Origin of the sequence: Pontibacter sp. 13R65 (assembly GCF_047525655.1) — a bacterium.
In the GTDB taxonomy this organism is placed as follows: domain Bacteria; phylum Bacteroidota; class Bacteroidia; order Cytophagales; family Hymenobacteraceae; genus Pontibacter.
In genome coordinates this window covers 93,523-116,432 of the sequence record NZ_JBLIQL010000015.1, presented here as the reverse complement: position 1 = coordinate 116,432, position 22,910 = coordinate 93,523, and the positions used below count along the sequence as shown (strand labels likewise).

Sequence of the window (22,910 nt, the reverse complement as noted above, 5' to 3'; positions counted from 1 at the left end):
TATTTTAACTCAAGTTGTGCGGTAGTAGCTAATTGGTACATGGTCCTCCGTCAGCCCCCTTTTGTCATCCCCATGGGATCCTGTGGGCGAGGGCCATCAGCAGTGGCTATGAGTTTTTGGTCTAAGTCCGCATAGCTTATTTTCTTGCTGATCTCGGAATGAAGTCGTTTTATTGCTAGAGTCTTTGTTCTTTTTGTCTTGATACAAAAAGAACCAAAGAAATCAAGACGATTTTGTCTAAAGGGGGGCCCCTGCACCCCCACTCGCTGAACGCTCTTTAAAGAGGGCCCCTTCCCCCAACAAAAAACCGTCAACGGGTGCACCTGGCTCGGGAGTTCTCACTGTAGCCACCTGTCGCAATACATTGTGTCCTAATTATAAATAGTTTCTGGTTTCAGTCAATTATTCTAATGAAAAAGGCCTTCAAGAGGCAAAATTAGGCCTGGAGGCTTTAGGTCTAACGTTGAGAAAACCTATTGTGCTGGCCTAAAGAGATTTACGCCTGATGAGCGAGAAGGGGTTTTTAATGCTGTCTTTTAGTTTGTTTTTCATCATATAGGCTGCTGTTTGCCCCATTTTCTCGTGGTCGGTAGATATAACGGTAATACCATTTTCGAGTACTTCCATCAGCGGCGTATCGTTGTAAGAAATTATGCCGAAATCTTTGCCGGCAACCAACCCTTCTGCTCTGCTGCGCTCAATGGTCTCCACCAGGTCCGACTCGCTCAGGGTCACAAACACAGTTCCTGCCAGTTTCACACCACTCATGCTGTTTACAACATCGTGCTCAAAAGAGACTTCGCGGCAGAAATGCCGAAAACCTTTTACAATCTCCATCGGGTAAGGCACGTCTTGGGGGTAAACCAATACCATCTTTTTGTATTTGCTCAGCAGATCTTTGCCCAGGTGCAGGGCATTGCGTATGTCGCGTTCAAAATCCTGAAAAACGGCGGCACATTTGTTTTCATAGCCTTCAAAGTTCTTATCTAAAAAAAGCAGTTGCTCTTCCGGAATCTTTTTAATGGCTTGCCGGGCTATGTCAATATGCTTGTCGAAATGAGGCATAATAGCATAGTATTGATACTTGCCTGTATTCTCCTGAAGCAGGTTTTCGCAAATGCGGCCATCGAGGTGGTGAATCTGAAGATCTATCTCCGCATCTTCGCCCAAGGTATCTAAAATAGAGTAGTAAATGTTTTTCTTATAGGTGCTGAGTTTGTTGAACAGGAGGAGTACGCGCAATTTGCCAGGCGTAAAATTGTCGCTCACAAAGCAGCCTTTGCATTTTATGGAAACGATTACGCCACGCTTCCGCAGCAACTGGTATGCTTTTTCAACGGTGTCTCTTGATAAGTAATAGCTTTCGCTTAGCTCGTTGATCGACGGTAGTTGCCGGTCGCGCCGTAGAGTGCCTGACTCAATATCCGATACAATCGCATTAGCTACCTGCATGTAAACAGGCATAGCAGAAGTGGTGTCTATACGATCTAAAAGCTCCATAAGAAAGTAATTTTCAATGAAAGATAAGCTTTGTAAAACCTGTAATTCAATCCAGTACACCTCCACCATCTGCCTTGTCAGCAAAATGTATTGTGGCTACCGAGAGTCTGGTAAGCAACTATTTGTTCTTAAGTAGTTATATGGCAGAGCCCTGCTAATCCTGCGAAGTGGTTACGTAATCGATTACATAGATATAGAGTTTAAGCTGCATTAACAAATGTTTGTTTATTTAGTTTAAAATAAATCGTTGTTTAGTTTTATTTTAAATTACAATAGTGTCTCTACATTTCAGCTGCTGATCGTGTTGATATAAAGTGTAAGTGGTTGATTTATATAATTTTGTTCTTAACCTGGTTTGCTGCTGCTGTTATCTGGTAAATGCACTAAATAAGGGGTTAGCTGGAATTGGTTTAAAGATTTGAATGAATGGAGTTTAAGGGCATGTTATGGCAGGTTAGATAGCTTAAAAGCCTTAATTACATTTGAATAAATGCTTGCAGAAATATGAAGAGGAGAATCACTTTACAGGATATTGCGCTCGATCTCAATTTAACGCCTGCCACCGTTTCCAGAGCCTTAAATAACCATCCGGAAATAAGTGATAAGACGAAAAGAATGGTGGAAGAAACAGCCTCTCGTCTGGATTATAACCGTAATAAAATAGCTTCATCATTAAGATCAGGCAAAACACATGTAATTGGTGTACTTATTCCTACAGCAGAGCCGGCTTTTTTCGGATCGGTAATTCATGGCATCACCAATATGGCCAACCACAATGGCTACGATGTTATTATTTATCAGTCTAATGAATCGTACGATTATGAAGTAAAGGGCATAAAGGCTTTTATCAGTGCGCGTGTAGATGGTATACTGGCTTCTATTTCTAAAGACACCATAGATTGTTCTCATTTTTTAAGGGCGAAGCGCAATGGTATCCCGGTTGTGCTCTTCGACAGGGTAAACAATGACCTGGATATTCCGTCTGTAACCGTAGACGATTACCAGGGAGGCTTTCTGGCGACAGAGCATTTAATCAGGCAAGGTTATAAGCGCATTGCCCATGTATCGGGGCCACAGCACATCAAAGCCTTTTATGATCGCCTGAAAGGGTATAGGGGCGCTTTGCAGGCAAATGGCGTTGCATACGATCCTTCGCTGGTGTTTGCCGGCGACATTTGCATAGAGGCTGGCAAAAGAGCCGTAGAAAGCTTTGTGAGCTTGCCCAACCCACCCGATGCTATTTTTGCAGTAGAAGACTTTGCGGCGCTGGGCGTTATAAAGAAACTGAAAGAGCTGGAAGTAAAAATGCCTGAAGAAATAGGTGTGTTTGGCTTCTGCAACGACTTGTTTAGCGAGCATATAACTCCTGGCCTTTCTACCATAGACCAGCAAACTGTTCTGATGGGGCAGGAGGCCTTTAAAATGATGCTAAACATGATCGATACAAATGATCTGAAGTACCAGCCAACCAACGTTATACTTAATCCTGTTCCGGTCATCAGAGAATCGTCTTTGAGAAGCAGAAAAGCATAGCTGATTTTTCGTAATCGATTGCGAAAAGCAGGTGGAAGGGCTCCTGCAGCACAAGGCTCAATATCCAATTTGTTTGATGCTGCGGCGTACAAATACAATCAAATTAGCTGTAATTATTGCCATATAAATGTAAATTAAAGACTTTACCTATAAGTAGAACCATAACTATGACATACAAACCATCTGAGGCACGATACCAGAACATGCAGTACAGGCGATGTGGCAGGAGTGGACTAAAGTTATCTGCCATGTCGCTGGGCCTGTGGCATAATTTCGGTTATGTAAACAACTTCGAGAACAGCAGGAATCTGATTAGAACAGCATTCAACAACGGCATAACGCACTTCGACCTAGCTAATAATTATGGTCCACCACCAGGCTCAGCCGAAGAAAACTTTGGCAAAATCCTAAACATGGACTTTCAGGGCTACCGCGACGAAATGATTATCTCATCAAAGGCCGGTTACACCATGTGGGACGGTCCGTACGGCGATTGGGGATCTAAAAAATACTTGGTCTCCAGCCTGGACCAGAGCCTGAAAAGAATGGGGCTAGATTATGTAGATATTTTTTACCATCACCGGCCCGACCCGGATACACCGCTTGAAGAAACCATGGCCACTCTGGACCTGATGGTACGGCAGGGAAAGGCCCTGTATGTAGGCATTTCTAACTACAGGCCAGCAGAAGCCGCCGAAGCTTTCCAGATTCTGAAAGACCTTGGTACGCCCTGCCTCATTCATCAGCCTAAATACTCTATGTTCGAAAGATGGGTAGAAGAGGGACTGCTTGATCTGTTAGGCCAGCAAGGTGTGGGATGTATTCCGTTCTCGCCGCTTGCCCAGGGGCTTTTAACAGATAAATACCTGCACGGCATACCTGCAGATTCCAGGGTAGCCACCAGTGGCGTATTTCTGAAAGAAAGCCACCTGACACCAGAGAAGCTGGATCAAATTGCACAGTTAAACGTTATCGCACAGCAGCGTGGACAAAAATTGGCGCACATGGCCCTCTCTTGGATTTTGAAAGATGAGCGCATCACCTCTGTTCTGATAGGCGCGAGCAAACCCGAACAAATAACAGACTCGCTCCAGGCGCTCGATAATATCAATTTTAGTGCCGAAGAGCTTGAGGCAATTAACAAAATCCTGAGCTGAAAACAGGTGGGACGGCACGTAAAAGTTGATTGCTGTGTAGGAGAGGATAAATAAGGCTGGCCTAAAGCAGGTTCTTACAGAGCTAATTCATTATTGTAAGAAAGGCAGAAGCTTAACTAAAGAAACTCAAGCTGATTACGCTTTCTTCCTTTATTGAAGTATCTTATGATTCATCAGAAAAATATTTTTTACGCTTTACTGGTACTGGTTTGCGCAGCCTGTGCAGTAGGAACCGGCAATAAAACAAAAGAAAAGCCGACACTCTACATTATTGGGGACTCTACCGTGCGCAACACCGGAGAAGGTGCCGGAGGCTGGGGATCTTATATGCAGGAGCATTTCGACAGCACTAAACTTGCTGTGAGCAACCAGGCTATGGCCGGCCGGAGCACCCGTACCTTTATAAAAGAAGGGCGCTGGGACAAAGTCTTGTCTACGCTCAAGCCAGGCGATTATGTGCTCATGCAGTTTGGCCACAACGAAGGCAGCGAACCAGACACCACCAAAGCTGGCTACAGGGGCGTACTGCGCGGCATAGGCGACGAAACAAAAGACCTTACCTGGAAAGACGGACAAGTAGAAACCGTGCACACCTATGGGTGGTACCTCCGCAAATTTGTGAACGAGGCCAAAGCCAAAGGAGCCACACCTATCATTGCCTCCATGATACCCCGCAACCAGTGGAAAGACGGCAAAGTAATTCGTGCCACCGACACGTTTGGAAAATGGGCCGCAGAAGTAGCCGAGCAAGAGGGTACTTATTTTATAGACCTCAACCAGATTACTGCTGATAAGTACGATGCCTGGGGACCAGAGAAAGTAGGAGCCTACTTCCCAAAAGATCATACCCACACCAATGTAGCCGGAGCCCGCATTAATGCAGCTTCCGTAGCAGAAGGTATAAAAGCCCACAGAAAGCTAGGGCTGAACAAGTACTTTATGAAGAATTAAAAATTCAATAATAGAAATTGAGCCTCAGGAGCAGCAGAACACCCCTCCGGATCGTTCTGCTGCTCCTGAGGCTGTTGCAGTTGATGCCTACATATAACTAATAACTCTTAATCCATATAATGAAGTCGATATTTCTTTTTAAAAAAGCAACTTTTACTTACCTGCTGTTGCTAAGCATGCTGCTGGCTGGCGCATCGTGCGCAGTGGTAAAGAACAAGGAGGAGGCAAAGCCTACTATATTTTTGATAGGAGACTCCACCGTAAAGAACGGAAAAGGCAAAGGCGATGGCGGTTTGTGGGGCTGGGGCAATTTTCTGGATGTGTACTTCGATAGCACCAAAGTATCTGTAGAGAACCACGCGCTTGGTGGCACCAGCAGCCGCACGTTTCGCACTTATGGGCATTGGGAGAAGGTGCTGGCCCAGCTAAAACCAGGCGATTATGTGCTCATGCAGTTTGGCCACAACGACAGCAGCCCGGTAAACGATACCCTGCGGGCACGCGGCACTTTAAAAAGCAACGGCGACGAAACCGAGGAGATAGAGAACCTCATCACTAAAAAGCACGAGGTGGTACACTCGTATGGCTGGTACCTCCGTGAGTTTATAAATGATACCAGAGCCAAAGGTGCCACACCGGTAGTGTTGTCGCCGGTGCCACGCAACACCTGGAACAATGGCCAAGCAAACCGCAACAACGACACCTATGGCCAATGGGCATCTGAAGCAGCGGCTCAGGAAGGAGTGGTGTATATAGACCTGAACGGCATTATAGCAGACCGCTACGAAGAAGAGGGCGAGGCAAAAGTAAGAAGCACCTACTTTAACACCACCGACCATACTCACACCATAGAGGAAGGTGCCAAGTTAAATGCCGCAGCCGTGGTGGCAGGCATAAAGCGAAAGAAGCAACTGCCCCTGAACAAGTACCTCTCCAGGCAAGGAAAGAAACTGAGCTTCTAATTACACCGGTAGCAGGCAAATGTTGCCTTATGTGGTATTTGGTTAGAAAGCCTCTGGAAGGTCAAATTCATTAGAATAATTTAGTTTTCATGGCGCAAGCGGAGACGCTTGCGCCATGGTGGCTTTTCAAAATCAGGCAAAACGCTTCTGACTTCGATAGGCAGTTTGACTTATTGACCTCTTATCCACAAATTTCAAAGAGAGGAAAGTGTGGATAAGGCTGCACTAATCCATTTTATCAGAAGCGATGTGGTACGTGGGGTCTTCCATAATATTTACATCTATTACTTCATCGGCATTTTTGAGCAGCACCAGGCAATCGGGGCTCAGGTGCTTGAGGTGCAGTTTTTTGCCTGCTTTGTGGTACCGCTCTGTTAATTTATTCAGCGCTTCTATACCCGACATATCGGCTACACGGCTTTCCTTGAAATCGATTATGACCTCTTCCGGGTCTTGTTGCACATCAAATTTTTCGGTAAAAGCGGCAACAGAACCAAAGAACAGCGGGCCGTACATTTCATAGTGCTTTACCCCGTTGGCATCGGTATACTTGCGGGCCCTGATGCGCTTGGCACTTTCCCACGCAAACACCAACGCGGCTATAATTACACCTATCAATACGGCCAAAGCCAGGTTGTGCAGCCAAATAGTAATAGCGGCCACCAGTATGCCAACAAACACATCAGACTTAGGCATTTTGTTTATAATCCTGAAACTGATCCATTCAAAGGTGCCAAAAGCTACCATAATCATAACGCCTACCAGCGCGGCCATAGGTACTCTTTCTATAACAGGAGCACCAATAAGAATAATAACCAGTATGGTAAACGCGGCGACAATGCCTGCCAGGCGTGCTCTTGCACCAGCCGAGAGGTTCACCAGCGTTTGCGCGATCATGGCGCAGCCTCCCATCCCAAAAAAGAAGCCATTCAGAAGGTTAGCGCTGCCTTGCGCTACACATTCTCTGTTGCCGTTGCCACGTGTGCCGGTAATTTCATCTACCAGGTTGAGCGTGAGCAGACTTTCTGTAAGGCCCACACCAGCCATAATCAAAGCGTAAGGGAAAATAACCTGCAACATGTCCAGGGTGAGTGGTACCTCCGGTATATGGAACGGCGGTAATCCACCGCTTACGGAGGCAATATCTTTTACTATTTTAGTATCTATACCGAACCCGAACACTATCGCAAACACGACTATAATGGCAACCAGAGAGGGTGGTACTGCCTTCGTAACTTTAGGCAGAAAAATAATAATAGCGATGGTAAGAGCCACCAGTCCGGCCATTATGTACAGCGGCTCGCCCGATAACCAACTTACCTCTCCGTTTACGACCGTCTTGAACTGCTCAATCTGCGACATAAAAATGATAACCGCCAGACCATTTACAAAGCCGAACATTACGGGCTGCGGTACCAGCCGAATAAATTTGCCCAACTTAAATACTCCGACTATAATCTGTAATACTCCTGCCAGTGCTACCGCAGCAAACACGTACTCCAGGCCATGCGACTGCATAAGGGCAATAAGCACTACAGCCGTAGCACCCGCCCCACCCGAAATCAGTCCTGGTCTGCCGCCGAATACTGCCGTTACCAAACCCATAATAAAGGCGGCGTATAAACCAACCAAAGGCGGAAAACCGGCTAGTATGGCAAACGACAGCGATTCCGGAATCATAGTCATGGCTACTGTGAGCCCAGCCAGAATTTCAATTTTATAATCGACCTTGTTGCTGAAGTCGAACAGGCGTAAATATGGTTTCATATAAAGAGCTTAGTTGAGCTAATAAAAAGGATAGTGTGCTGTAATAGGAGCAGCAATGGTTAAAGCGCAATTATTCTAATGAAAATGGCCTTCCGGAGAGATTTGGCTAAAAAAAGCCTCTGGCCCAACGGGGTATGCGCCACTTTCTTAAAAGAGTGAACTTATAAAATGATAGATACAGAAAATGAGCTCAGTGCCGGAAAGGAGTAGCACTGAAAACAGAATGGTATTATAGAGCAGAAGCTCAGGGTGGAGTCACCAGGCTATGTTGAACTTTGTTTCTCATTTTGGAGCTGCAAAGCTAAAGATATATTTTGTAAATAAAAACCGACTGGGCTTAGCCTTAACCTCTTCAGGCATTGCTTCTGCAGTTATGGCGCTTCTCCCAGAAAGTAACAAATTCCCGTTGCGTCCCTTCCTGAAGGATGCCTTTCAGCCCACTGTTTCGGGCTGAAAGGCAAAGCAACTTCTTCCATACTAGCGCTTCAACATCTGTTTATAGGCTCACCACACCGCCTGCTCAAATTGCTTTTGTGGCTGTAGCTGCACGAAATTGAATATTTATAGCTAATTTGGCAGATATCACTTTAAAATTAAGCTTATGTTGCAGTCTATGACAGGCTTTGGCAGTTCCCGCCTCGATGCTGACCAATACACGATATCCGTAGAAATACGGTCTTTAAACTCAAAAAGCATGGACCTGAGCGTGCGGCTTCCGCGCTTTCTGGCCGAGCAGGAATATGAAGTCCGGAACTTGTTAACTAAATCGCTGGTGCGTGGAAAGGTAAGTATCTGCATCGACTTTAGCCGGAACAAAGCACAGAGAACCCAGAACTCTATAAACAAGGAGCTGCTACAGGCTTACTACCGCGAGCTGGAAGAGGCTGCCGACTTAGTGGGGGCCGAGAAACAGGATCTTTTCCGGTTGGCACTGCAGATGCCCGATGTAATGCAGCAGGAGCAGGCAGAAGATGAAGCCGGCGACACGGTATGGAGTGTAGTGCAGCCGCTGGTGCAGGAGGCGCTGGAAAGCATTAACACGTTTAGGGCAGATGAAGGGAAGGCACTTACAACCGAGATCATGTCTTACATAGATCGCATCCGGATTCTGCTGGCCGAAATAGAAAAACGCGACCCGGTGCGGATGGAGCACATCCGAAACCGCATTAAAAGTCACCTGACTGAAATTTCAGCGTCCGAATCGTTCGACCAGAACCGATTTGAGCAGGAGATGATCTACTTTATGGAAAAGCTCGACATTGCCGAAGAAAAAGTACGCCTGATAAACCACCTGCACTATTTCACAGAAACGGTTTACCTGCCCGAACCAACCGGCAAAAAGCTTGGTTTTATTTCGCAGGAAATTGGCCGCGAAATAAACACCATCGGTTCCAAAGCAAACGATGCCGTTATTCAGCGGTATGTGGTAGAAATGAAAGAGGAACTGGAAAAGATAAAAGAGCAAATAAATAACATCCTATAACAGGTGCCGCACAGGCGCATGTTATTGCCTGCTGTTGCTTTTGCAACAGCAGGCTTTTTTTATCAATACCAATCCCAGGGTACTTTCCGAAATCAGAAAGTACCTATTCAAATATCATAAATTGATGCTGTTCCTGTGCCAGGTACTTTTAGTAGGAGGCAGGTACGGTCAAAAATTTAATCGGAATAGAAGTAAGGGGTCTCAGCCTGATGACTGCTGCAAGCGGTGATGGTGCGGAGCTTACTGTAAAGATCCTGAGAGCCTGTATGCTGGTTCGAAAGGGTAGGAGCAGGCAAGGCTGGAGCCTGAGAAGGAGTGGCAGAAAAGGAAACGCTGTAGTTTTATTTTGACTAATGGTACATTGTCTGGATTCCTGAAACAGGAAAAGCTATAATACTAAGGCAACCGCTTCGCAATAACTTCTACAGTCGGTAATAGGTTAGGGTATTGCTTCATTTCTGTTCTAACTGCAATTTGATCTACATCGTCAGCAGTTTTTTTAATAATGCCTGCAAACATCAGGACTATGGCGCATAATAATGTGATGATTTTCATGGCGATATCTTTTTAGGGTTAATAAATTCATTGATACTCTATAGATAGTGAAAGCAACCTGAAGGTTGCTCCGGAATCTAAAAATATTTTATACATTTTAAATTATTTGTTTCTGTCTTATTCTAAGTAGCTACGAGGCTTTTAAACTGGAATTACCTGCCGTTTAAAAGTTGTTTGATGGGTTCAATTTCTCTCTAAATAGTATACGAGAAATTCTGGAATAATGCCATTGTATTCTAACAAACATTAGTATATAATTTGTTTTATTAAATTGTAAATCAGAGAATTAAGGTGTTCAATCCTTTGCTTCTGTAGCTGCAGTGGGTATGGGCTTTCTGCAGCAGAACCTGCTCCTTTACTCTGTGTTTAAACCATAACTTAAGTATGATATTGCTTTAGCTACACTTAGGTTCTTTAAAACTGAATTATTCTAATGAAAAGAGCCTTCCAGAGCTTTCCTGGCGCTGAGTTATATAAGAGGCCTTACCTCAGGACTAATGTGACGCCCGCAACTACTCAGCCTGTAAGGCAGCAGCAAAATCGATGAGGAGCTTATACACCTCCGGAAAGCGGGTTAGCGGTAGTTGCTCCGGCTTATCGTGTACGTTGTGGTAGGCTGTGGTGCCGCCCAGGGTATAGAAAAAGAAAGACGGAACTCCTTTCTCCGAAAACGGATAATGGTCGGAGTTAGCTGCTTTTCCCCTGCTCCTGATTTGCGGCAGGTAATTTCCGGCTTTATTTATGTCGGTAAGCAGTTTAAATTCCTTTGGGTGTATACTGCCGTTTACAGCCATCATGCCTTCATCGCCTGTGCCCAACAAGTCGAGGTTCACCAGAAACCTAATTTGGTGAAGCGGGAACAGCGGATGTTGGGTGTAATGAAAGGAGCCGACTAAACCTGCCTCTTCGGCTGCAAATGCTATAAAGGCCAGACTATAGGCGGGTTGGTTTTCTGGTTTTCCGTAATGAGCGGCCAGCTCCAACAGCATAGCGGTGCCGCTGGCGTTGTCGTTGGCTCCCGGAAAATATACGTCTTTGCCCTGACCTCCTAAATGGTCGTAGTGCGCGGTAAACACCAGAAAAGAGTCTGGCTGCATGCTGCCTTTTACCACAGCTATTACATTTTGAGTCTGGTAAGCAGGCTGATAATCGGCTGCAACACTGAATTTGACTTTGCCAACTTTTTCTGGCCAGGCAGATGACTGAACGTCAAAAGCCGGGAATTGGCTCTGTTGCCGTGCCACAGTGCTTAGCAGCCCCTTTGGCTGCAGTACTATATGGGCCTGCGCTTGCAGAACCTGCACCTGATAAGGCTGGGGCAGGTTCTGCAGCAAAGGCTGGTGCTGTTGCCTGTAAACAAGCACCCTCTTATGCAGCGGCTGTGCAAAAAAGCGACTGGCAGCAGCGGCATCTGTAAACAGTAGCGTGTCGAGGGGCAGCAATTTGGCTTTGCCTTTACCTGAGGCCGCTCCTGACTGAGCCACAAACTCTGCCCCGGCCCGAAGCTGTTTTCCATCGGCTTGCAGTAGCGGGGTTTCTGTTATGCGATTTACAGGTAACGTAAAGTTCTGGAAGTAGCTCTTGCCTATTGGCTGCAGGCCTGCAGCTTCTAATCTGTGCTGGATGTAATTTGCTGCCTTGGCATCGCCTTGGTAAAGGTAGCCGCGGCCATGCATGGTGGGTGAGCAGAGCGTGTCGATAGTTTGCCGCACGCGCACCATATCTTGCGCCTTACCAGCGAGGCAGGCAACCAGGCAGAAGAACAGGAGGAGCAGTGAGTGGGGTTTTAGGCTCAAGTCTGTGAGGTTTTAAATTAGGATGGTTTGATGTGCAACAATGGTTAAGATACAGAAAAGAAATACCTTACCGAGTCCTTGGGCAGGCTTTTTGCAGCAAGAGGGACTTGGCTTTGCTGCACATGGCTGCCTTCGAACAGCTATAATTTCTAATTTTTAATTGAGCGCAGCCAAAAGATTCTTCTAATGAAAATGCCCTTCCGGAGGCAGTTTTGCCTTTTATATCCTGGGAGTGGAGTAGGGTAAATTTAGTGAGGGCTACTGCTGGTAAATCCATTTAAACAGCACAATTCCGCTTAGGCAGCCAATGGTGTTACTGAGTACATCAATTATATCGCCTTGCCTGCCATAAATGATGAATTCTTGCAGAAGCTCAATTGCTATCCCGTAGAGAGTGCATATGAGCAGGGAGTAGCGGATGGCATAATGCCTCAGGCGGGTATTGGTATACTGTTTTCTGAGTCCTACGATCATTAGGAAAGTAAGTACCGAAAACAGGAAAATATGGGCAAAAGAATCAAATGAAAAAAGCTCCCTAACCGAGGTGGCAGGTGCTGAAGTATTGGGCAGCAGTGTCGTGATCAGAATCACTGCTGCCCACATAAAAGTAAAGAGGTTGTACCGTAGAATCAAGTCTTACAGGTGTGTGTCGCGCGGTGGTGAGTTACTGACCAATTAGCTCGCTGTAGGCAGCGGCAGATAGCAAGCCTTCCAGTTCGCTGGCATCTTCTATAGAAATTTTTACGATCCAGCCGTCGCCGTAAGGGTCAGAGTTTACAAGCTCCGGGCTGGCGTCTAATTTTTCGTTTAGCTCAAGCACAGTGCCGCTAACCGGGCTGAAGAGGTCAGAAACTGTTTTTACAGCCTCTACTGTACCAAACACATCGTTCTGGCTGATTTGTTTATCTACAGTGTCAACGTCTACATACACAATATCGCCTAGTTCGCTTTGTGCAAAGTCTGTAATACCAACGTAGGCTACATCTCCCTCTACACGTATCCACTCGTGGTCTTTCGAATACTTCAGGTTTTCAGGTAGGTTCATTTGTTTGTTAGTTTAGATGGAATGTCTTCCCAAAAGTACTTTCTTTTTCCCAATGCTGAAATATTATTGCAAACTTACTCGTAGCTGAATGCCTCCCTCCGTTACACTATTACGGAACGAAGTAGATATTTTAGGATCAGAAACAGTACGTAGCAAATAAAACTGCATGTTTACCCGCTGGCTCAGCACATAGTCTACGGTTGGGCGCAAGGTGAGCTGTTTGGTGCCGTTTGTGATCTGGTTTTGGCTGTACTCATTTCCATGCTCATCCCGGGCGATAGCCCGCTGCACCGTCTGGTTATCACGTACCGAGAAATCCATTCGCATGGTCACCTCATTATCGAGCGCCCTGGTCATAAACGGTAGTTTTAATTTATTTTTAGTGTAACCGAAGCCAAATACATAATCGATTACATTAGTCTCGGTTACCTGCGCATTGGTCATGTTCAGCGATAGGTTCCGCTCCACCTTATACTCCAGACGGCCTGTAAAGTTAGTTTTGGTTCTGAAGTTAACACCTAGCAGCGGGGCCAGCCGTTCCATAATTGTTACCTGGCTCACAATGTAATACGGAATTATCTGCCCAAACTCATTTCTGTTAGATGGGAAGCCTGCAGGTTCCTGATCGTAGGCCAATGAGCTGGTAAAGTTGGTAATGTTGTACGAGGAGTTGTAGGCATGGGTCAGGTTTACCTGACTAAACCAGCGCTTAAAGAACTCCAGCTGCGACAGACCGTTGTAGTCGATACGCCAGTTTGGAATAGGCAGGCGGTCAAACGGCTTCGAAGATTTTGCCTGGTACTTGTTTATGTCGCGGCCCTGGTAAGCATACAGGAAAGACTCCATCAGTACCGACTGCGAGTTAAGTCTGTAAGCAGAGTCTGCCGCTGCTGGGTTGGCATTTGTCAGCTTCTCCTGCACATTGTACCTGTTCTTTATATAATCATCGAAAGCTTGAGACGTGCCGCCGGAAGTCGATTGGAACAAGGTGCCCAGCGCCATAAACGAGGTACTGAACGAGCCCATGTTGATGGGGTTCTGCCGCTGGTCTATTGCGCCGGTATTGCCAAAGTCATCGAACTCCTTACGGTAAAACACTTCCTGTATTCTCGAAAGATTGCGACGGGCATCTATCTGCACGTTAAATGATTTAATTGGCTCCAGGTTGGCACGCAGCGTCATAATCTCTGCTAACTCCGAGCTGAAAGGAGTATTGAGGTACTGGCTGCTATCGGTGTACCAGCCATTGCCAGATACTGTGTTGTAAAGCTCATCAAGGTCGTATTGCCTGCCCAGCACAAATGGTAAACCAGGTGCCTCAAATCCTTTGTCGAGGCCAAACATATGGCTCGATGGCAGGTATCCCGGAACCATGCTGCGCTTATCCTGCTCATATACAAAGTTAACAGAGCGTGTCATCATCAGCAGGCGTGCCAAAGACTTGGCAAACTTCATTTCAGACCTTGGCTTTTGTGCGGTAGTGTCGTTAGGAGCTGCAAGTGGGGGCTGTGCCTGTGGCGGCGGTGGCGTATTAACATCTTTCAGGAACCGCACCTTGTTGTAGAGCTTTACCAGGTCGAACTTGCCGTTTAAGGTAAAGTCGGTGCTGTTTTCAGCAATATTTCCGAGCCTGAACTCTGCATCCTGGTTCAAAGCTGTAGAGCCTGCTGTCCAGATGTAGGTGGCGGCATAACGCGTTTCGGCGCTCATCCAGTCTGTTAACGGGAACTTGTCGAGCGGGAGCTTGTAGTTCACGGCAATTACCTGGTTAAAGTTGGTATTCCGTCCTCCTGACTTCAAATTTTTCCATATAATCGCATTTTTATAGGCAATAGAGTCTATGTCGCTGTTTATACGATCGTCTGGCTCATCTACTACCGAGCGATTAGAAGCGGTGTAATCTATTGTTAAACTCTTTGTTAGGTCCCACTTCATGTCGTAGATGCGATTGAAGAAGAAATACTTCTGGAAGGTTGGCGCAATGCCTCTGGAGCTAATAACGCTCGAGCCTGCCTCGCGGCGCTGCAGGAAGGTTTCGTTGTAGCGGCGGTCCAGGTCAGCCCGGAAAGCGAAGCTGCTTGGCAGGGGGGTAAAGTTCAGGTCTTTAATCAGGCGCAGGTAAGGCGATTTGATGGCCTCCACCTGTGCAAACGGGGTATAGTTCTTAGGTGTGTTATTGTAAGTATAGGCTACACCGCCTGTATATGTTTTGGTGAAATCGCGTTCTGTTTCGATGTTGGTAAACAAGCGCTCGGCATAAGAATAGGAGAAAGAAAGGTTCTCCACATCGTATGGCTTCACTTTGGCTTCGGGGTTGGTACGCTCTTTCCGGACATTAAGCAAGCTGATGCTTTTCCGGGTCTCCATGGTCGTTACTTTCCTTTTGTATTCCCGCTCCGAATCATCAGAATTAAAGCGTTCCAGCGACTGCTCAAGCGGCACATCCTTGTCCAGCGGGTCGAACTGAGGCTGGCTGTTTAAAGTACCATACTGCACACTTAGTGGCACCTTAATGCCAGATTTCTCGGGCAGGAACTTGTCGGCTGCCACGTTGGCGCTAATATCGAACAAAGCAGTATTTTCGCGGGCGCGCTGTGCTATTTTTTGCTGCAAGCCACCAAAGCCTATAGTAGTGTAGCTACCGGTGGCTGTAATGCTGGCAAAGTCGGCGAGTTTGGTGTTCAGGCGCGCGTTAGCTGCCCAGCCGGTCTGGTTACGGAAGTCGGTTACGCGCAGCTCGTTTACCCACACGCAAACAGAGTGCGGGCTGCTGTCTTCGTTCGGCCTACTAGGGTTCCGCACCCCAATCATAACGCTTTGCACCTCACTAAAATCGGGGTTACCCATTACCCTGATCGTTTTGCCATTGATCGAAGTATCGTAAGGAAGACGCATATCGTAACCGGCAATTTTATTCCGCTCCATCTTAGCGTTCACAAGGTCCTGAATGGCAATGTCTATTTCGTTTTCAGAGGGCCATATTTCCTCTCGGGTGTTGGCACTAGGGTTGGTGAGTTTGAGCGGAACAATGTACTCGTAGTAATTTTGCGAATAGTCTGTTCCGATACGAATAAATACCTGAGTGTCGTCGTCTCTGGTATTCGGGTTGCTGCTCTCTGCATGTACAAACATTTTCAGGCGCTTGTATATCAGCATGTCGAGCGAAATATTTTTATAAACAGCCTTTGAGAAAGAGTCTCTCAGGTCTTCTACACACAACTGCAGCGACTGCTCGTTCTGGCGGCGGTTGTTGGTAGAGGCGTAGTCACGCAAACGTTCAATTCCAGGCGGCACTACATACGGAATGCTACCTTCTACCGGTTGGCCGTTTTCTTCTATGTTCACAGTAGAAACCGTAAAAGCACGAGCATCGTCGGTACAGGTTAGGCAGGGGTTGCCATCTGTAATAGGTTGCAGGAACGTACGCCACTGATTAGCCACAAACTGGAACTGCAGGAAACGCAGCACCACCGGGTCCGCAAACTGCGTCATGTACATCCGCATAAACCGGATAGACTTAAAGCCGTTGATGTTACCTACGCTGCCTGTAGGCTGGCGCACAGGAATGCGGAACTGGTACCAGTTTACCTGGTCGCCGTGAATATTCTGCACAATGCGGTCTACAATATAGTTCTGCCCTACATTTAGTTGACCAGGCTGCAGGTTTATTTTGTATTCGTAATACTGCTCCAGATCACTGATGATGTTGTCGCGGTTCAGGTCTTCTTTGTCTGGGAAGGCATAGTTGGAGAAGCGGCTATTTTCAGGCGAGTTATTCTCCATGCCGTTAAAGTTCTTATAGCGGCGCAAAATACCTGCCCCCTGCTGATCATAAATCGCATCCAGGTGGTGGTTAAAGTTATCAGCTGAGGGGTCGTCTAAAACAGATTGTGCTGGCGAGCCCGGAATCAGGTTTAGGAAGCTTGACTGAAAGTGTCGTCTTTCATCTTCATCGTTGAGTCCATCCAGGCCGATATCTTGGAACTGGCGACCTCCTGGTACTCCGGTAAAAGCATCTGTCAGGAATTGTTGGGTAGTTACGCGTCCCCAGATAGTCTCCTCCAGGTTCTGTACATCGGTAGGAGAGGCAGGCAAGCCATTTTCAAAGGAGTAACGGCCGTCCTTCATAATATCTTCCGAAACACTTCCAAGGTTCAGTACTAATTCGCCTCCTTCGGTGCTGGTAATAGGGTTTCCCAGATCGTCTTTACGGCCGTTGGGGCCTGTAATGAAAGGGTCCATCATCCAAAACTCCACATACTCAATATTGGCGTTATCAAAGTCAGTATCGAAAGCAATGTCGCGGCTGATGCCTCCCCAGTTGTTGCGTGGGTCTCCCTGTAACCTGCCCTGGGCATCCAGGTTTGGATTATAGTTGTACTGTCCACGGTCGCGTGGGTAGTAAGCCAAGTCGAAGGTATACTCGTAGGTATTTGCAACCTGAGGGTCACGGCCCGGAAACACCTCGGTTCTTCGCACACCCCGCACATAATGGTTGGAAACTTCCTCTTTGGTGATATTAGAAGGCCGGAGGTTATCGTTTTCGCGGTAGAAAATTTGATCTACGGTGTACCAGGCAAGTTTAGCACGGTTGTAAGAAAATGCGAGACCTTCGCCTTTTATAAGTGGCGCGGGAGTGGCTGCCAGTCGCCAGTTGTTGTTATTAAACCCGCCCAGGCTGAAGGGGGTTTCAGAGCCTTCAAAATCATCGATGTAGGAAGTGCCGTCTTCATTTACCGGAGACTTTGATTTGTTAGGTACCAGCTGGGCAAATTCTCCGCTAAAGGTAACGCTGGAGGGAGCTTTGGTCTGGATAAGTGGAATACGATCTGTCAGTTTTGTTAAGAAACGAGATTCTTTGCTCAGGTTTATATCCAGTCCGTAGATGGTGTTATTGCTGGGCTCGTCACCGATACTAACACGGTTTATAAAAGGTTGCTCCTTCAGGTGCAGTACTGTGGCACCTACATTAATATCATCGCTTACGGCATAATCAAAGCGGGCTCCCAGCAGGGTACGCGGCTGAATATTCATTAACTCGGCCTTCTCGTAGGTTACCCGCAGGTCGCTGGCAGAACTAATGTAGCTGGGGTTTAATATTTTAATCCTGCCCATGTCGTAGAACACCTGATAATCGGTGCCTTCTGTCAGGCGGGTGCCACCTGAGTAAACCGCCACAGAACCTTCTGCTATACGAAAGCCCGGCAAGGCAATCTCATCGGTGGAGGAGGCCTGAAAACGACCTTTCAAAAAGAACTTGGCTTTTACAGTGTTTTGCTGTGCATCAGTTTGAGTTTGTTCATACAGTTCCTGAAATACGTAGCGCTCTACGAGTTCGGGCCTGCCTGTAAATTGCTCGGCCAGGTAAGTGCCGAAAGGCTCCACAACCGGGAAAATAACAGTGCCCATTTCAGGGTCTATGGTAATTCCCGGAATAAAGTCGAAGTTACCGTCGCGTGGCTTATCGTTGTTGGTGTTTACATTGTCGAGGTTAAAGACTTCTATCAGCGGGATGTTCTGGATTGGACTTGCCTCTTTCAGGCTGGTAATGTCCACACCTGTTTCGTCGTCTTTGTACACAATCTGCAGCTGAAAGTTTTCTCTGTTGAGTTGGGTGGCATCCAGGCGGTATACGTTCTTCATGAGCAGGTCCCAGGTGGGGTACTCCAGCGAAGGATTGGTGGCGCGCAGCATTTTCATTTGAATAACCTGGTCATCCTGGCGGTTCTGGTAATCGTCCATCAGCTCCCCAACTTTATAGGTACGACCATTATAGGTATATTCAAACGCTACACCCAGCACCTGGTCCGGCAGAAGCGGCGTGTTCAGCGAGATATAGCCTAATTGAGGGTTAAATTTGTATTCGCGTGTATCCAGCTTTCGCGCCCGTACGTGCTCAAAGTCCACACCTTTTTGCAAGCCTAAGCCGCTTAAGTAGCTATCTACCCGGTTGTTGTCGCGGGCGGCGTTGTTGTTGGCTACCTGGCTGTAGAGGGTGTTGACATCGTTGGAGGCGGGAGCATTGGCCCGGCCGCCAAATTGCTGGCGATAAGGGGTGGCCTCACCCATATCCATGTAAGTAACCATGTTGCGCAGGTTTTCTGTAGACCGGTTGTTGTTGGTAACATAAAGCTCAATTCGCCTGATAACAATGCCAGAGTTTACCAGCGGCAGGTTGCTTAGCGTGTTATCGTAGCGGTTACGGAAGAATTGCGACAGAAAGAAGTGGCGGTTGTTATCATATTGGTCTGCCCTGATTTCAAAAGGTTTATTCTGCGCGCCATTCTGAATCACAATTTCATCGTTGCGCCCGCGAACGTTGGCAGCAATGGCCGTAACCCCTAAACGGCCGAACTGCAGCTGCGTTTTAATACCGAACAGGTTCTGGGCACCTGTAACCAGCGAGTTGTTGAGGGGCAGGCTAACGTTACCAGCTTCTATCTTCCTGATAATCTCTTCTTCGAAGCCGGTATAATCCAGCTTCATGTTGTTCTCGAAATCGAAATTGGCGTTATTGTCCCAGTTAAAGTTGAGCTGCATTTTCTCGCCTATTTTACCGACAAGGTTTAACGAGATGTTCTGGTCAAAATCAAAATCGCCGGTGCGCTGCTGGCGGAGCGGAATGTTAGGGTTCTCGTTGCGGTTAAAGCGTGCACCAAATTTTAGTGCGATGTTACCATTAGGCTGAATGTCCACATAGCTGCCTCCAAAAATACGGTCGAAAACAGGGCTTAAGTAAATTTTGGGAACCAGGCGGTTGCTGCTGAGCACGCTCTCGCCATCGAGGCTGGCTGATTTGGAGCGCCAGTAGTCGCGGATTGCCTGCTTTTGCTGCCACTCCGAGTACTCTTGCAACGACATAGACGAAGGCATGCGGTAGTTTATGTCGCCGATCTTCTCTGTGATGTTATAAATATTCAAACTATCATCCAGTTCTACTTCCATTTTGAGGTTATCTGGCTGACCTAGCAGGAGGGGTGAGGAACTGGAGCGGGTGCTAAATGGGTTGCCGCGCCTGTCGCGGGGAACAAAAGTAGGACGACGACTAGGAATATAAGGTAATAATTTGGCAGTATCTGATTTTACTGTGTCTTGCAGTGCAATCAGATGTTGGAAAGCCAATAATCTAAAATGGTTGCGCGAGCGATTACCTTCTGCCTGCGACCACCAGGCTATCATAGATATAGTAGCAACTGCTGCCAGGAGCAGGTTGTGCTTTTTACTTTTCCAGATCAAAATCGGATATTATTCTAAGAAGATTTTAACGCAAACTTTATCAGCTCTTCCACACTCAGATTGCTGCCTTCACGCTTGATAATGGCATCCAGTGTCTTCTCTGCCACGGTTTTAGCAAAGCCTAAAGTCACTAAAGCAGATAACGCCTCGGCCCTGTTTGTATTGTGTGCTGCTGCAGGAATAGAAGTGGTATCAGTTAAAGCATCTTTTTTAATTTTATCTTTCAACTCCAGAATAACACGTTGTGCTGTTTTGGCACCAATTCCTTTGACCTGTTGTATGGTGCGTACATCTTCCCGAACAATAGCCTGCTGAATTTCCTCCACCGTAAGCGACGAGAGAATCATCAGGCCCGTGTTGGGGCCCACTCCTGAGATAGAGATCAGGAGCAGGAAGGTTTCTTTTTCAGCTGTAGTAGTGAAGCCATAGAGTGTATGGGCATCTTCTTTTATGTGCAGGTACGTCTGAAGGCGGCACCTTTCTCCGGTTGGTAAAGACGAATAAGTGCTGAGCGGTATTTTGATCTGGTAACCTACGCCATTAACATCTATAATGACGTAGGTCGGATCTTTGTACGCTAATTTGCCATCGATATAGGCTATCATCTGGTACGTTTATAATGGTTTTGAGCATCTACCACGGCAATAGACACCATGTTAATAATTTCGCGGATGGAGCTGCCTAGCTGCAGAATATGTACTGGCTTGCCCATGCCCATGAGCACAGGGCCTATTACCTCTGCGCCACCTATTTCCTGCAGCACTTTATAGGCAATGTTGCCTGATGTAAGGGTCGGGAAAATAAGTGTATTGGCACCTTTCTCAGCCAGCTCACTAAAAGGATACACTTCGCGCAGCAGGTCGCGGTTCAGGGCGGTGTTGGCCTGCATCTCGCCATCTATGAGCAGTTCCGGGTAACGCTGTTTAGCTTTGCGCACTGCCTCTGCAGCCTTGCTCGGTATATCGCCCTGTACCGACCCGAAGTTGGAGTAGGATAGCATGGCAATACGCGGCTCGGTGTCGAAAAAGCGAACAGCACGGGCAGTAAGGCCAATGATGTCTACCAGCTCGTCGGCAGTAGGATTTACGTTAACGGTGGTATCGGCAAAGAAATAAGGCTCTTTGTTGTTCAGGATAATGTACATACCTGCCACTTTGTTGATACCTTTCTCCACCCCAATTACCTGCAGGGCAGGTAGTATAGTTTTAGAATAGTCGCGGGTGAGGCCTGAGATAAGGGCATCGGCTTCACCTACCTGCAGCATCATACTGCCAAAGTAGTTCCGGTCGCGCAGCAGGCGGCGACTGTCTGAAAGCGTAAGGCCCTTGCGCTGACGCTGCTTGTAAAGCAACTGAGCAAATTCTTCACGCTTGGCATCTTCTTCGTAAGGGTCTATTATCTGGCAGTCGCTCAGGTCTAAGTTGTGCTCCTCAATAATGGCGTTAATGGTTTTGCGATCGCCGAGAAGTATAGGCTTTGCAATGCGCTGTTCCTGTACCGACTGGGCTGCTTTTAATATTTTGTAATGATCTGCCTCGGTAAACACCACAGTTTGCGGATCTTTCTTGGCCTGAATAGTAATGCGGGTCATCAGCTTCTGATCTATGCCGATGCGCTCTTTCAGTTCTTCTTCGTATGCTTCCCAGTTAGTAATCGGAATGCGAGCTACACCACTTTCTATGGCTGCTTTGGCCACCGCCGGCGAAATAGCCGTGATCAGGCGTGGGTCCAGAGGTTTGGGAATAAGATAGGTGCGGCCGAAAGCGATAGAGTTGTCGCCGTACGCTTTGTGCACAATTTCTGGTACAGGTTGCTTTGCCAAGGAAGATAGGGCATATACGGCTGCCAGTTTCATGGCCTCGTTTATTTCGGTAGCGCGCACATCCAATGCTCCCCTGAATATGTAAGGGAAACCCAGCACGTTGTTTACCTGGTTAGGATGGTCGGAGCGGCCGGTAGCCATAATAATGTCTTCGCGGGTAGCCATGGCTACATCGTAAGGAATTTCGGGGTCCGGATTAGCCAGCGCAAAAATGATAGGATTGGGGGCCATTAGTTTCACCAGTTCCGGCGCCAGCACGTTACCTGCCGAAAGGCCTACAAATACATCTGCATCGGTTAGGGCTTCGGCCAGCGTACTAATCGGGCGATCTGTTACAAACTGGGCCTGGTACATATCCAGGTCATCGCGCGAAGTGCTGATGATGCCGTTTTTATCGAACATCACGATGTTGCCGAGCTTTACACCCAGCGACACATAAAGCTTGGAGCAGGCAATGGCGGCTGCTCCGGCACCGTTTACCACAATGCGCACTTCATCTATGTTCTTTTCTGCCAGCTCCAGCGCGTTGAGCAGGGCCGCCGACGAAATAATAGCTGTGCCGTGCTGATCGTCGTGCATCAGCGGAATATTCATCTGCGACTTGAGCGCAGTTTCTATCTCAAAGCTTTCCGGCGCTTTAATGTCTTCGAGGTTAATGCCGCCAAAGGTTGGTTCCAGCGATTTTACAATCCGGATGAACTCCTTTGGGTCGGTGCAGTCTATTTCAATATCAAAAACATCGATGCCAGCAAATTTTTTGAAGAGTACGCCTTTGCCTTCCATTACTGGTTTAGAGGCGTCGGGCCCAATATTGCCTAAGCCTAATACGGCCGTTCCGTTAGAAATTACACCTACTAGGTTTCCTTTGGCAGTATATTTATAGGCATTGTCGCGGTTAGCGGCAATTTCTTTACATGGTTCGGCAACACCCGGTGAGTAGGCCAGGGCCAGGTCGTGTTGCGTACTCAGCATTTTAGTTGGTACTACTTCTATTTTGCCGGGTTGCCCCTGCATATGGTAATTTAAGGCATCTTGTTTATTGACTTTAATCATGTTACGTGTAGTAGGTGTATGTATCAAGGTTGCACTAGACTTTCGATCGT

14 protein-coding genes are annotated in these 22,910 nt (G+C 47.1%); 5 read left to right on the top strand and 9 right to left on the bottom strand.

Features of this window, described 5'->3' with window-relative positions; translation table 11 throughout:
• Positions 1-486: 486 nt before the first annotated feature.
• Positions 487-1,500, bottom strand: coding sequence for a GntR family transcriptional regulator (locus ACMA1I_RS16645; protein WP_337069547.1), 1,014 nt, complete (start codon positions 1,498-1,500; stop codon positions 487-489).
• A 504-nt stretch (positions 1,501-2,004) separates the two neighbouring features.
• Here ACMA1I_RS16645 and ACMA1I_RS16640 point away from each other — a divergent pair.
• The 4 genes from ACMA1I_RS16640 (at position 2,005) to ACMA1I_RS16625 (ending at position 6,103) form a co-directional block, all read left to right on the top strand.
• Positions 2,005-3,033: a LacI family DNA-binding transcriptional regulator gene (locus ACMA1I_RS16640; protein ID WP_337069546.1), complete on the top strand. Its 1,029-nt coding sequence runs from the start codon at positions 2,005-2,007 to the stop codon at positions 3,031-3,033.
• A 167-nt stretch (positions 3,034-3,200) separates the two neighbouring features.
• Positions 3,201-4,190 (top strand): L-glyceraldehyde 3-phosphate reductase, encoded by a 990-nt coding sequence (gene mgrA / locus ACMA1I_RS16635; RefSeq protein ID WP_337069545.1) that lies wholly within the window; start codon positions 3,201-3,203, stop codon positions 4,188-4,190.
• Positions 4,191-4,355: 165 nt separating this feature from the next.
• Positions 4,356-5,141, top strand: a complete 786-nt coding sequence (locus ACMA1I_RS16630; protein WP_337069544.1) for a rhamnogalacturonan acetylesterase — start codon at positions 4,356-4,358, stop codon at positions 5,139-5,141.
• 119 nt (positions 5,142-5,260) lie between these two features.
• Positions 5,261-6,103 carry a rhamnogalacturonan acetylesterase gene (locus ACMA1I_RS16625; protein WP_337069543.1) on the top strand — a complete coding sequence of 281 codons (843 nt, stop codon included), beginning with the start codon at positions 5,261-5,263 and terminating at the stop codon, positions 6,101-6,103.
• A gap of 225 nt (positions 6,104-6,328) precedes the next feature.
• On the opposite strand, the gene ACMA1I_RS16620 is transcribed toward ACMA1I_RS16625, so the two are convergent.
• A complete protein-coding gene (locus ACMA1I_RS16620; protein WP_337069542.1) occupies positions 6,329-7,870 on the bottom strand; it encodes a SulP family inorganic anion transporter in 1,542 nt (513 codons plus the stop codon).
• Between the two features lie 601 nt (positions 7,871-8,471).
• Between ACMA1I_RS16620 and ACMA1I_RS16615 the strand changes: the two genes are divergently transcribed.
• Positions 8,472-9,353, top strand: a complete 882-nt coding sequence (locus ACMA1I_RS16615) for a YicC/YloC family endoribonuclease (protein WP_337069541.1) — start codon at positions 8,472-8,474, stop codon at positions 9,351-9,353.
• Positions 9,354-9,749: 396 nt separating this feature from the next.
• On the opposite strand, the gene ACMA1I_RS16610 is transcribed toward ACMA1I_RS16615, so the two are convergent.
• The 7 genes from ACMA1I_RS16610 to ACMA1I_RS16580 all read right to left on the bottom strand — a co-directional run bounded on the left by ACMA1I_RS16610 (position 9,750) and on the right by ACMA1I_RS16580 (position 22,860).
• Positions 9,750-9,908, bottom strand: a complete 159-nt coding sequence (locus ACMA1I_RS16610) for a hypothetical protein (protein ID WP_337069540.1) — start codon at positions 9,906-9,908, stop codon at positions 9,750-9,752.
• A 512-nt stretch (positions 9,909-10,420) separates the two neighbouring features.
• Positions 10,421-11,704, bottom strand: a complete 1,284-nt coding sequence (locus ACMA1I_RS16605) for a M28 family metallopeptidase (protein ID WP_337069539.1) — start codon at positions 11,702-11,704, stop codon at positions 10,421-10,423.
• A gap of 258 nt (positions 11,705-11,962) precedes the next feature.
• Positions 11,963-12,307, bottom strand: a complete 345-nt coding sequence (locus ACMA1I_RS16600; protein ID WP_337069538.1) for a VanZ family protein — start codon at positions 12,305-12,307, stop codon at positions 11,963-11,965.
• A gap of 61 nt (positions 12,308-12,368) precedes the next feature.
• Positions 12,369-12,749 (bottom strand): glycine cleavage system protein GcvH, encoded by a 381-nt coding sequence (gene gcvH, locus ACMA1I_RS16595; RefSeq protein WP_337069537.1) that lies wholly within the window; start codon positions 12,747-12,749, stop codon positions 12,369-12,371.
• Positions 12,750-12,812: 63 nt separating this feature from the next.
• Positions 12,813-19,985, bottom strand: coding sequence for a cell surface protein SprA (gene sprA, locus ACMA1I_RS16590; RefSeq protein WP_337069536.1), 7,173 nt, complete (start codon positions 19,983-19,985; stop codon positions 12,813-12,815).
• Between the two features lie 14 nt (positions 19,986-19,999).
• Positions 20,000-20,590: a Holliday junction branch migration protein RuvA gene (gene ruvA, locus ACMA1I_RS16585; protein WP_337069535.1), complete on the bottom strand. Its 591-nt coding sequence runs from the start codon at positions 20,588-20,590 to the stop codon at positions 20,000-20,002.
• Positions 20,587-22,860 (bottom strand): NADP-dependent malic enzyme, encoded by a 2,274-nt coding sequence (locus ACMA1I_RS16580; protein ID WP_337069534.1) that lies wholly within the window; start codon positions 22,858-22,860, stop codon positions 20,587-20,589. Before ACMA1I_RS16580 ends, ruvA begins: the two co-directional genes overlap by 4 nt.
• Between the last annotated feature and the right edge of the window lie 50 nt (positions 22,861-22,910).